An 11,599-nucleotide genomic window follows, 5' to 3' on the forward strand; every position below is an offset into this window, starting at 1 on the left:
AGGCGGCGACGAATGTTCCGTTCGTGGCCCCGGTTGGGTTTTTCTGCAACCTTCAACCGTTAGTTTTGTCACAATCCCCCCGGCCACCCTCGAAGCCTTCTGAAGGCGCCACCGATACCAGGCTGCATGAACAAGGGATCGGTGCGACAGCACAACCGGTCAGCCAGCGTTGCCCCCCTCGCTGGCACCTGACCGCCAAGGATTTTTATGACTGCCAGCAACACCCACATGCAGGCCACCCCCGGCCGCCTCGAACAGATGTCCACCCGCATCGCCTTTTTCATCGCCGGTTTCGGCATCGCCGCCTGGGCTCCGCTGGTGCCCTACGCCAAGGCCCGGGCCGGGCTCGACGAAGCCACCCTGGGCCTGCTGCTGTTGTGCCTGGGGGTGGGTTCGATCCTGGCGATGCCGATTGCCGGGGCCCTGGCCGGGCGCTTCGGCTGCCGCCGGGTGATGGCCGGTGGCACCTTGCTGATCTGCCTGGCCCTGCCGCTGCTGGCGACCCTGAGCTCGATCCCGCTGCTAATGGCGGCGCTGTTCATGTTCGGCGCCGGCCTGGGTGGCGTGGACTCCACGGTCAACCTGCAAGCGGTGATCGTCGAACGGGCCAGCGGCAAGACCATGATGTCGGGCTTTCACGGGCTGTTCAGCCTGGGCGGGATCGTCGGTGCCGCGGGGGTCAGCGCCTTGCTCGGCCTCGGCCTGTCGCCGCTGGGCGCGACCCTGGTGGTGATCGTCCTGACGCTGCTGGCGCTGCTCAAGGCCGCGCCGCACATGCTGCCCTACGGCAGCCAGAGCTCGGGCCCGGCCTTTGCCGTGCCCCATGGCGTGGTGCTGTTCATCGGCTGCCTGTGCTTCGTGGTGTTCCTCGCCGAGGGCGCGGTGCTGGACTGGAGCGCCGTGTTTCTCACCGCCGAGCGCGACCTGGATGCAGCCTACGCCGGCCTGGGTTACGCCGCCTTTGCCCTGACCATGACCCTGGGCCGCCTGACCGGCGATGCCATCGTCCATCGCCTGGGTGCGCGCCGGGTGATCGTCATCGGCGGCAGCACCGCCGCCGCCGGCCTGCTGCTGGCGACCCTGGCCCCGGCCTGGGAAGCGGCGCTGCTGGGCTATGCCCTGGTGGGCGCGGGTTGCTCGAACATCGTGCCGGTGCTCTACAGCGCCGTGGGCAAACAGCAGGTCATGCCGGAGAGCATCGCCGTACCGGCCATCACCACCCTGGGCTATGCCGGCATCCTTGCCGGCCCCGCGGTGATCGGTTTCGTTGCCCATGGCAGCAGCCTGAGCATGGCGTTCGGCCTGATCGCCGTGCTGCTGTTGGCAGTGGCCGCCAGCGGCAAGGTGCTCAAGGTCTGACGCCACACCCCAGCGCCCGCCAACGGCGCTGATCCCCTTGCGTGACCGCCCCCGTACAGTGCCCGGCGCTAGCGGCTGTACCAGCGGGGTGATTCGACGAACAGGTGGGTCTGCCCAGCCACCAGCCAATCCCCCAAACACAGTTGCAGATGGGCCAGGCAATGCATCATCAGGCAGATCTCGTGATACGGAATCACCACCAACCGCAGGCTCAGCCCCATGAGTTTGCCCTGTACCGCACAATCATCCGGGAAACTCCTTTTATTTTTATATCGAACATTTATCCAATATAATGAACATCGCATTTTCTCTGCGTCAAGGGCAACAAGGATGATTTAACAGACAAATGAACGACAAAACGAACGAAGCAAGCACCCTTTCACCCATTGGCCAGCTGGCCATAGCCATCAAGCGCGAACGTCTGAACGCCGGTTTTTCCGTCTCGGAACTGGCCAAGCGGGCGGCCGTGGCCAAGTCCACCCTGTCCCAGCTGGAAGCCGGAATGGGCAACCCGAGCATCGAGACCCTGTGGGCCCTGGCCCAGGCCATGGGCCTGCAGGTCACACGTTTTTTCGAACAGCCGGCGGATCAGTTGAAGGTCATCCGTGCCCATGAAGGCACCACCGCCCACGCCGAGGACGCCCATTATGCGGCGACCCTGCTAGACCACTGCCCACCCGGAGCGCAGCGCGATCTGTACCGCCTCAACGTCCAGCCCGGCCAGCCGCGGCAATCCAAGGCGCATTTGCCGGGCACCGTGGAACACCTGGTGATTGCCCGTGGACGGGCCTTGGCCGGGCCGGCGGACAACCCGATCAGCCTGAATGCCGGCGACTACCTCCGCTACAGCGCCGACCAGCCGCATGTGTTTGAAGCTCTGGAAGCCGACACCACGGCAATCCTGGTGATCGAACACCGCTAGCCGCCCGGGCATTTATCTGCAACGCCAAGTCTGGAATCATGGCCCCCCGCCTCAACAGGAGTGAGCACCGATGCCGCATTTCTCCCGCGCCCCCCTTCTCGGCCTGCTGCTGGCCAGCCTCGCGGCCCAGGCCGCGCCGAAGCAGGACCAGGAGCCGCACGTCTACTACAGCATGGTGCCCGGCCAGTTCATGCTGATCGGCAAGGAGCCGGACGGCGGCCCGACCTACTCCGGCACCGCGGTGATCCGCTATGAAAACCAGGCCCTGACCCTGGTCAAGACCATCAACGGCAAGACCACCACCGCCATCGGCAAGGTGGAGCGGGCCACCATGGCCGAGGCCGATGTGTTGCGCTTCAGCGAGCCCGGGCACAGCGCCACCTGCCTGGTCCGTGGCGACCTGGACAACTACTCGCGCTTGAGCTGCTACTGGACCCGGGATGGCGTGGACCACAAGGAACCTGGGCTGGAGGCCTATTTCCCCACCGAAACCTGGCCCGGCCACCAGGACTGAAACCTGCCACCGGCCATACCCGCGCTCCGGTGCTCAACCCTTTATCGAGCCCACGCCATGATCCAACTCGTCGAGTACCGCAACACCCAGCACCGCCAGCCGGTGATCGAACTGTGGGAGCGTGTCTTCGGTTACGACACCGCCCACAACGCCCCGGAGCTGGCCATCGACCGCAAGCTCGCCGTGGATGACGGGCTGTTCTTCGTCGCCCTGGCCGAAGCTCAGGTCATCGGCACTTTAATGGCCGGCTACGACGGCCACCGTGGCTGGCTGTACTCCCTGGCGGTGGACCCGCAACAGCGCCGGCTCGGCACCGGCCGGGCCCTGGTGCGCCATGGCGAGCAGGCCCTGGGCGCCCGCGGCTGCCTGAAGATCAACCTGCAGATCCTCAGCAGCAACGCCGCGGTGCAGGGCTTCTACCAGGCCCTGGGGTATCAGGTTGAACCCCGGGTCAGCATGGGCAAGGTGATCACCGCCAACGTCCCCGAGCACCTGCGCGGCTGACGGCAGCCGCGCCGCCCTCACCAGTTGTTCAGGTTGCTGCGCGGCGGCGCCAGCAGTTGCTGGGCCAAACTGACGGCGGCCAGCGGCGAGGCACTGTGCAGCAGTGGGTAGCCCCAGAACTGTTCATAGGTCCTGGCAAAAGCCTCGACCTGCGCCTGGTTCTCCGGCTGCGGGGCGATGACGATCATCGCCTTGATCCAGCGGCGGATCGCCGCCTTGTTGCACTTGGTCCACATCGAGCCCTGCTTGAGCAACGCCTTGCCCTGAGCGCTGTTGCGCTGCTCGGGCTCAGGTATCAGATCGCTCATCAGGACAAAAGCCTGGGCACGCTGCGTCAGCGCCTCCAGCTGCTGGTAAGGGTCGACTACCGGCTGTCCTGCGCCTTCGGCGCGACGCATCCAGACCAGGGGAAAATGCTGATGATCGAAGTACATGGGAACACCTCCAGAAGCTGACAAACAAGAATGCTTATCATCTTCCCGAGAACCACTGTCCGCATCAGCCGAGATCGACAAGTTATTGACCAATCCAGCCAGATATTGCCACTGCCACAGGCGGCACTCTGACCTGGCGGCCACCGCGATCTTGAATTTGACCAGGCATCGCCAGGCAAGGCCCTGCGGGCCTTTTCGCAGCCTCGCGGGCTCGGCAGCGGCTACAGGGCGTGGTTTTCCAGGGCTTGCCGACGCTCGGCAAAAAACCGCCCCGGCGGCTGGCCCACGGCTTTCTTGAACATGCGGATAAAGGCGCTGGCGCTGTCATAGCCCAGGGTCAGCGCCACACACTCCACCGAGTCGCCCCGGCCCAATTGCTTGAGCCCCAGAAGGATGTGCAACTGGCGCTGCCAGCGACCGAAACTCAGGCCGGTCTCGGCCACGATCAAGCGGCTCAGGCTGCGTTCGCTGAGGCCGATCTGCTCGCCCCATTGCCCAAGGCTCAGGCGCCGCTGCGGCTGTTCAAGGATCTGCTGGGCCAGACGCCGCAGCTGTGCGTACCGGGGCATGGGCAGGTGGATCTGCTCACGGGGCGCGACCGCCAGCTCATCCAGGGTCACCGCGACCAGGCGCCCGGCGGCGCCGTCCTGGTCATACAGGAACGGCAGTTGCGCACAGCGCTTGAGCAACTCCTGCAACAGCGGCGACATCACCAGGGTGCAGCAGGCCTGCGGCAACGACCGGGCGTGCTCGGGCTCGACCAACAGGCAATAACCCTGGGCGTTCTCCAGCCCCTGGACCCGATGCTCGATCGCGCTGGGAATCCACACCGCGCACTGCGGCGGCGCCAGCCACAGGCCCTCGGCGCTCTCGCAACTGAGCACACCGCCCGCGGGAAACAGCAACTGGGCCTTGCGATGGCTGTGCCACGGCCGTTCCCAGCGCTCTTCTTGCATCGAGATGCGCAGGGCACATACCGGACGTGCAATCGCGTCCGGGTCCTGGTCCTGCTGTTTCAAGACGGGCATCCACCTTCCTCCACACTCCCGGGGCATGCCGGCCATCGGCACGATGCCGGCGCCTGCCCTGCAAGGTCGAGGATTGTGCCGGGCCCACGGGGCTGAGCCAAGCCACTGGCCACACCGGCCAGCAGCTCTGGACGCCGGGGCATTGGCGCTATTGATGAGGGCCTGCGGCCACCGCCTCCAGCAGCCAGGCCTTGAAGGCGCTCATGGCCGGGGTTTGCGCCCGCGACTGCAAGCGCGTCAGCCAATAGCTGCCGGTGACGATACCAATGTCGAACGGCTGCACCACCGCCCCGCTGGCCAGTTGCCGCTCGAACATCAGCGGCGGCGCCAGGGCCACGCCCAGGCCTTGCAGGGCCGCTTCGAGCATGCCCAGGGAGGAGTCGAAGACAATGCTCTGGGGCAAGGGGCTGCCGCCGCCCAGTCCCGCCTCCTGGAACCATTGCGGCCATTCATCGGTGCGATAGGAGCGCAACAGGGTCTGGCCCAACAGATCCGCCGGGCTATGCAACTGGTGGGCGATCTGCGGTATGCACAAGACCGACAGCGGCGCCTGCAACAGCTCCAGGGCCTCGATGCCGTGCCAGGCTCCCGTGCCAAAACGGATGGCGTAGTCCAGGCCTTCGGCGGCCACGTCGACACGGTTGTTGTTGGTGCTCAGGCGCAGGTCGACAAAGGGATAGCGCGCCTGGAAATCCCCCAGGCGCGGCAACAGCCAGCCCACGGCAAAGGTGCCTACGGCCCCCACCGTCAGCACTTCGCGGTAGTGCCCGCCCTCGAAACGCCCCAGGGTCTGGGCGATGCGATCAAAGCACTCACGCAGCACCGGCAGCAGGGTCTCGCCTTCGCTGGTCAGCATCAGCCCCCGGGGCAAGCGCTTGAACAGGGTGACGTTGAGCTGGGCCTCCAGGCTCTTGACCTGATGGCTGACCGCCGCCTGGGTCACACAGAGTTCGATGGCGGCGCGGGTGAAACTCAAATGACGGGCCGAGGCTTCGAAAGCCCGCAGCGCGTTCAAGGGCAGGTGTGGACGGAGCATGGGCATTCCCTAGTTTTTCTAATGGCTCCTGCGAAATATCGTCGTTTGCCGATCCTGCGCAGACTGCCTACATTGGCCTCGCTCGCGCAGCGCTGACCATGTCCTCCCTTCCCGGAAAGACTCCGCAAGCACTGCGCCTCCGGGGTTCGGGCAAAGAACCCCGAAGCCGGAAAGCCGCTGGGAATAGGCGGCAAAAAAAATCAGAACCCATGGAAAACAGCCCATCATGCGCCATAAAACCTCAACCGGATTAGGCATCATCAGCGCCTGCGTACTGCTCCTCGGCAGCGTCGACGCCCTGGCCGAGCCCCCCAGGACAGCCGTCTGAAAACCACCGTGGATGCCACCATCCGTCCGCTGATGCAACAGCAGGGCATTCCCGGCATGGCAGTGGCGATCATCGCCAACGGCAAGCGACATTACTTTAACTACGGCCTTGCCTCCAAGGACAATCAACAGCCGGTGGACAACGACACCCTGTTCGAAGTGGGTTCGGTGAGCAAGACCTTCAGCGCGACCCTGGCCGGCTACGCCCAGGCCAGCGGCAAGCTGGCCCTCGAGGACCACGCCAGCCAGTACTGGCCGGCCCTGAGCGGCAGTGCCTTCGACGGCATCAGCCTGTTGCAGTTGGGCACCTACAGTGCCGGTGGCCTGCCGCTGCAGTTCCCCGATGAGGTCCAGGGCGAAGACAAGATCCTGGATTACTACAACACCTGGAAGCCCACCTTCAGCCCGGGCACCCAGCGCCTGTACTCCAACCCCAGCATCGGCCTGCTCGGCTACCTCGCCGCCCGCAGCCTGGGCCAGCCCTATGATCAACTGCTGGAAAAGAGCCTGTTCCCCAAACTGGGGCTCAAGCACAGCTACATCAAGGTGCCCAAGGACCAGCAGGTGCACTACGCCCAGGGCTATGACAAGCAGAACAAGCCGATCCGGGTCAGCCCAGGTCCCCTGGACGCCGAGGCCTACGGGGTCAAGACCAGTGCCCCGGACCTGCTGCAGTTCATTGCCGACAACCTGCAACCCCAGCCGTTGGACGACACCCTGCAAAAAGCCATCGCCAGCACCCAGAGCGGCTATTACCGGGTCGGCGACATGACCCAGGGCCTGGGCTGGGAGCGCTACGCCTACCCGGTGCCCCTGGCACGGCTGCTGGCAGGCAACTCGACGCCAATGGCCCTCGAACCGCATCCGGTGCAGTGGCTGACTCCGGCCCAACCGCCCAAGGCCGACGCCTTGTACAACAAGACCGGTTCCACCAGCGGCTTCGGCGCCTACGTGCTGTTTGTCCCGAGCCAACAGATTGGCATTGTCCTGCTGGCCAACAAGAACTACCCCAACGAGGAACGGATCAAGGCCGCCCATGCGCTGCTCAGCGCCCTGGAGGCGGCAAAGTAACCGAGCTGTACAACAGCGTGTCCCCTGGGGCGCCCGATAAAAAACGCCACCGGCCTTCAACGCCAGGTGGCGTTTTTCTTGTTGCCTGGGCCATGGCGCCTAGACTCAGGAAATCCCCTTCGACCCTTGACCTCAGCCAGCTCGGTTCCCTGGAGGGCGACAAGGACCGCAGGGCCCGGATCGAGCCTGATTCAGGGGTGAGGCTGAACCTTCTGCCAGGCTTTCCGGTCGATAACTGCAACCTGGACCCACGCCGCCGCTTGCACACCGCGGGGTGTCCGGGAACCACAGCCGCCGGAGAAATGCCCCGTGATATCGACCCTGCAAATCGCCAGAATCAAAGCCTGGGGCGCCCATGGCTTCACCGCCACCGGAGTGGTCAGCGCCCTGCTCGCCACCCTGGCACTGTTTGAAAACCAGCCCAAGGCCTGCCTGCTGTGGCTGGGGGTGGCGCTGCTGGTGGATGGCGTCGACGGCTCCCTGGCGCGCAAGGTCAAGACCAGCTCGGTGCTGCCCAACATCGACGGTTCGGTGCTGGATCTGGTGATCGACTACCTGACCTACGTGTTCATCCCGGCGTTGTTCATCTACCGCTACATTCCTCTGCCGGAGTACAGCGCACTGCTGGCCACCTCGCTGATCCTGCTGTCGTCGCTGCTGTGCTTCTGCAACGTCAACATGAAGAGCCACGACAACTACTTCCAGGGTTTTCCCGCCGCCTGGAACGTGGTCGCCCTGTGCTTCTACCTGATCGAGCCCGGCCCCTGGCTGAGCTTGCTGAGCATCTTCGCCCTGGCCCTGCTGACCGCCACTCGGGTGCAGTTCCTGCATCCGTTCCGGGTACGCAAGTGGATGGGGCTGAACATCATCGTGACCTTCGTCTGGCTGCTCAGTGGCGCGCTGCTGATCCTCAGCCACCCCTTGCACAGCCCGTCGATCATGGGCCTGTGGCTGGCGGCTTCAGCCTATTTCCTGGGGATCTGCCTGTGGCGCTCGGCCCAGGAGTGGATGAAGGGCAGCCACCAGCCATAGACGGCGGCGGCCTGCATCACAGCGGCGGGTCGTTGCCGATCGCGGCACTCAAGGCCTGGGCCAGGGCCGCCACCGAGTAGGGTTTCTGCAGGAACACGAACTCCCGGGTCTGGCCCTGGGCCAGGGCCGGGCTGTAGCCGCTGGTGAGGATCACCGGCAGCCCGGGGTAATCGCTGCGGATGCGGGTGGCCAGCTCGATGCCGCTCATGCCGGGCATCACCACATCGGAAAACACCGCCTGGAACACCCCCGGCTCCTGGCTCAGGCGACGCAGTGCCTCGATAGCGCTGGTGGCCCATTCGGTCTGGTAGCCCAGCTCGTTCAAGGCCTGGGCCAGCAGCACGCCCACTTCGGGATTGTCTTCGACCACCAGCAGCGTGGCCCCCTGGCCATCCACCTGCAGCGGCCCCGGGCAAGGGGCCGCTACCGGGCTGACCACAGCTTCAGAGCGCGGCAGGTACAAGGTAAAGCGCGTGCCCTGCCCCGGCTGACTGTGGACCACCAGGCCACCGCCAGACTGCTTGGCAAAACCGAACACCTGGGACAGGCCCAGCCCAGTGCCCTTGCCCACCTCCTTGGTGGTGAAGAAGGGCTCGAAGATCCGCTCGATCTGCTGCGGGTCGATGCCGGCACCGGTGTCGGTCAGGGACACCGCGACAAAGTCGCCGTTCTGGGCGCCCTGGCTGGCGCTGGCGGGAATCTGCGCCACCCGCTCCACGGCAATCACCAGCAGGCCCTCGCCCTGCATGGCGTCCCGGGCATTGACCGCCATGTTGATCAGCGCGGTATCGAACTGGCCGGCGTCGGCATGGATGCAGCACGCTTGCTGCGGCAGTTCGATACGCAGTTCGATGCAGGCGCCGATCAGCGGATTGATCATCTGTGCCAGCAGTTGCACGCTGACGCCGACGTCGAAGGTTTCCGGGCGCAGGTTCTGCTGGCGGGCATAGGCCAGGAGCTGGGCGGTGAGCTTGCTGGCGCGGTCCACGGTGTCGGAAATCGCATCGATGTACAGCTGCCGGCGCTCCTCGCTGAGGTTGCGCCGCAGCAGGTCGGTGGACGAGCGGATCACCGTCAGCAGGTTATTGAAGTCGTGGGCGACCCCACCCGTCAGTTGCCCCACCGCCTCCATCTTCTGTGCCTGGCGCAAGATGTCTTCGGTCTTGCGCAGCGCCTGCGCGGCTTCACGCTCGGCCTGAATGTCACGCCCCACGGCATGCAGGTGCTGGGGGTCGGGCACGGCACTCCAGGACACCCAGCGATAGCTGCCGTCCTTGTGCCGAAAGCGGTTTTCCACCCGTGAAAAACTCTGACCCAGCGCCAGTTCGGTGCAGGCGTTGACCGCCGCCACACTGTCCTGGGGGTGGATGAAATCGTAGAAGCTGCTGCCTTCGAGTTCGTGCCGCTGCCAGCCCAGCAGTCGGGTCCAGGCCGGGTTCACGGCAACGATGCGCCCGTTGAAATCCGCCACCAGCATCAGGTCGGTGGACAGTTGCCAGATCCGGTCGCGCTCCTGGGTGCGCGCCTGGACCCGCTGTTCCAGGGACTCGTTGAGGCGGCGCAACTGCTCCTCGGCCTCGCGGGTGGCGGTGATGTCCCGGGAGATGCAGAGGATCTTCTCCGGCTGACCGGCCTCATCGAGCATCGGCGTGACCTGCACATCCCACCACTTGGCGTTGCCGGCCAGGGTGTTGGCGGCGCCCTGGAACCGCGCCGATTCCCCGGCCTGGGCAGCGGCGATGGCGGCCTGGGCGTCAAGGTTGCCCTGGCCCTGCCAGAAGTCCGGCCAGGGGCAGCCGGCAATGGCATTGAAGTCGCTGACCTCCATGACCCGCAGGCCACCCTCGCTCATGAACGACAACTGACCATCGAGGTCCAGCACCTTGATGCAGTCATTGCTGCTGGCCAGCACCCGGGTATTGAGCTCGCGGGTCTCGCGCAGGCGCGACTCGGTGAGCCGGGCGTGCAGCCCCAGGCGCACCCGCGCGGTGGTTTCCACGGTGTGACACAGCACCCCCAGCACCTGCTCCTGGCGCTCGTCGAATATCGGGCTCATGGAAAACGACCACCAGGTCAGTTCCTCTCCGGGATAGCGCTGCATGTTCACCGGCAGGTCTTCATGACGGCAGGACTGGCCGCGGAACGCCTGCTCGACCATGGGTTGCACATCCGGCCAGGCATCGGCCCAGAGCGTCTCGATGGTCTGCCCCAGGGCATGGGCCAGGCGCGGCCCCAGTACCGGACGATAGGCATCATTGAAGAAGAACTGCTTCTGCGGACCCCATAGCAGGTACAGGCTCTCAGGGGATTCGAGCACCAGGCTCAAGGTGCTGTGCAGCAGGCTGGGCCAGTGCTCCCGAGGGCCCACCGAGGTCTGCGACCAGTCGAACTGGCGGATGGCGGCACCGGTCTCGCCGCCGCGCCAGGTCTGGGGGGCGGCACCATCAGCAGAGGAAATAGTCATGGACTGCATCACACAAGGGGAAAAGGGGCTGCGCCGCCCATCAAGGGCCTGCGCAGGATAACTGACCCCTGGAATCCACGGAAGTTAGCAGGTGACGGCGAGCATGGCCCGGCTGGGGGCCTCAGAAGGCCAGCTTGTAGCCGATGGAGAACAGCATGACCGCCAGGCATGGGCGCAGGATCTCGTCGGAGATCCGCCCGGTCATGTGGCTGCCGATCCAGATCCCCGGCAGTGAGCCCATCAACAGGAACCCCAGCAGGTGCCAGTCCATGTTGCCCATGCTGGCATGACCCAGGCCGGCCACCAGGGTCAGGGGCACGGCGTGGGCGATTTCGGTGCCCACCAGGCGCTTGGTGGCCAGGAACGGATAGAGGATGAACAGCGCCACAGTGCCCAGGGCGCCGGCGCCGATGGAGGTCAGCGCGACCATGGTGCCGAGGATCAGCCCGGTGACCACGGTCAGGCCGTTGAGACCGCGGGGGCTTGGCTGATAGTCGCTGCCGTGGCGCTGGGCGAAGGCCATGAGCTTCTTCTTGAAGACGATGGCCAGGGCCGTGAGCAACAGGACGAAGCCCAGCCCTTGCTTGATCACCGAGTTCAAGGCTTGGGGATCGGAGTCCAGGTTGTTCAAGAACCCTAGGGTCGCCAGTACCGCCGGCACGCTGCCCAGGGTCAGCCAGCCGGTGATGCGCCAGTCGATATTGCGGTTCTTCTGATGCACCAGCACCCCACCGGACTTGGTGATGGCGGCGTACAGCAAGTCAGTGCCCACGGCGGTGGCCGGGTTGATGCCGAACCAGAGCAGGATCGGGGTCATCAGCGAGCCGCCGCCCACCCCCGTCATGCCCACGATGAATCCCACTACCAGGCCTGCGATGACAAAACCGAAATTCCCCACATCCATCAAT

General features: G+C 65.3%; 12 protein-coding genes. 6 read left to right on the forward strand and 6 right to left on the reverse strand.

What is annotated here, in order from left to right:
• Nucleotides 1-207: 207 nt before the first annotated feature.
• Nucleotides 208-1,359, forward strand: a complete 1,152-nt coding sequence (locus ACMGF8_RS25645; protein WP_129405812.1) for an MFS transporter — start codon at nt 208-210, stop codon at nt 1,357-1,359.
• Nucleotides 1,360-1,427: 68 nt separating this feature from the next.
• On the opposite strand, the gene ACMGF8_RS25650 is transcribed toward ACMGF8_RS25645, so the two are convergent.
• A complete protein-coding gene (locus ACMGF8_RS25650) occupies nt 1,428-1,580 on the reverse strand; it encodes a hypothetical protein (protein WP_162884076.1) in 153 nt (50 codons plus the stop codon).
• A gap of 125 nt (nt 1,581-1,705) precedes the next feature.
• On the opposite strand from ACMGF8_RS25650, the gene ACMGF8_RS25655 reads away from it, so the two are divergent.
• The 3 genes from ACMGF8_RS25655 to ACMGF8_RS25665 all read left to right on the forward strand — a co-directional run bounded on the left by ACMGF8_RS25655 (nt 1,706) and on the right by ACMGF8_RS25665 (nt 3,299).
• Nucleotides 1,706-2,281, forward strand: coding sequence for a helix-turn-helix domain-containing protein (locus ACMGF8_RS25655; RefSeq protein ID WP_102864612.1), 576 nt, complete (start codon nt 1,706-1,708; stop codon nt 2,279-2,281).
• Nucleotides 2,282-2,351: 70 nt separating this feature from the next.
• A complete protein-coding gene (locus ACMGF8_RS25660) occupies nt 2,352-2,795 on the forward strand; it encodes a hypothetical protein (RefSeq protein ID WP_060840237.1) in 444 nt (147 codons plus the stop codon).
• A gap of 57 nt (nt 2,796-2,852) precedes the next feature.
• Complete coding sequence (locus ACMGF8_RS25665; RefSeq protein WP_102864611.1) at nt 2,853-3,299, forward strand: GNAT family acetyltransferase; 447 nt, start codon at nt 2,853-2,855, stop codon at nt 3,297-3,299.
• Nucleotides 3,300-3,316: 17 nt separating this feature from the next.
• Here the strand turns inward: ACMGF8_RS25665 and ACMGF8_RS25670 are convergent, their stop codons facing one another.
• The 3 genes from ACMGF8_RS25670 to ACMGF8_RS25680 all read right to left on the reverse strand — a co-directional run bounded on the left by ACMGF8_RS25670 (nt 3,317) and on the right by ACMGF8_RS25680 (nt 5,797).
• Entirely contained in the window at nt 3,317-3,733 is a 417-nt protein-coding gene (locus ACMGF8_RS25670) for a hypothetical protein (RefSeq protein WP_115580546.1), read from the reverse strand.
• Between the two features lie 221 nt (nt 3,734-3,954).
• Nucleotides 3,955-4,761 carry an AraC family transcriptional regulator gene (locus tag ACMGF8_RS25675; protein WP_416757667.1) on the reverse strand — a complete coding sequence of 269 codons (807 nt, stop codon included), beginning with the start codon at nt 4,759-4,761 and terminating at the stop codon, nt 3,955-3,957.
• Nucleotides 4,762-4,909: 148 nt separating this feature from the next.
• Complete coding sequence (locus tag ACMGF8_RS25680; protein WP_102864608.1) at nt 4,910-5,797, reverse strand: LysR substrate-binding domain-containing protein; 888 nt, start codon at nt 5,795-5,797, stop codon at nt 4,910-4,912.
• A 249-nt stretch (nt 5,798-6,046) separates the two neighbouring features.
• Between ACMGF8_RS25680 and ampC the strand changes: the two genes are divergently transcribed.
• On the forward strand, nt 6,047-7,195 hold the full coding sequence (gene ampC / locus ACMGF8_RS25685; RefSeq protein WP_416760377.1) for a class C beta-lactamase: 1,149 nt from the start codon (nt 6,047-6,049) through the stop codon (nt 7,193-7,195).
• A gap of 309 nt (nt 7,196-7,504) precedes the next feature.
• Complete coding sequence (gene pcsA, locus ACMGF8_RS25690) at nt 7,505-8,227, forward strand: phosphatidylcholine synthase (protein WP_250330023.1); 723 nt, start codon at nt 7,505-7,507, stop codon at nt 8,225-8,227.
• 16 nt (nt 8,228-8,243) lie between these two features.
• Here pcsA and ACMGF8_RS25695 read toward each other — a convergent pair whose 3' ends face one another.
• Together ACMGF8_RS25695 and ACMGF8_RS25700 are read right to left on the reverse strand one after the other, a co-directional pair.
• Nucleotides 8,244-10,691 carry a hybrid sensor histidine kinase/response regulator gene (locus ACMGF8_RS25695; protein ID WP_115582423.1) on the reverse strand — a complete coding sequence of 816 codons (2,448 nt, stop codon included), beginning with the start codon at nt 10,689-10,691 and terminating at the stop codon, nt 8,244-8,246.
• A 121-nt stretch (nt 10,692-10,812) separates the two neighbouring features.
• Nucleotides 10,813-11,595: a sulfite exporter TauE/SafE family protein gene (locus ACMGF8_RS25700; RefSeq protein ID WP_102864605.1), complete on the reverse strand. Its 783-nt coding sequence runs from the start codon at nt 11,593-11,595 to the stop codon at nt 10,813-10,815.
• Nucleotides 11,596-11,599 lie beyond the last annotated feature (4 nt).

The sequence above is a fragment of the Pseudomonas sp. BNK-7 genome, from assembly GCF_048072025.1.
In the GTDB taxonomy this organism is placed as follows: Bacteria; Pseudomonadota; Gammaproteobacteria; order Pseudomonadales; family Pseudomonadaceae; genus Aquipseudomonas; species Aquipseudomonas danubii.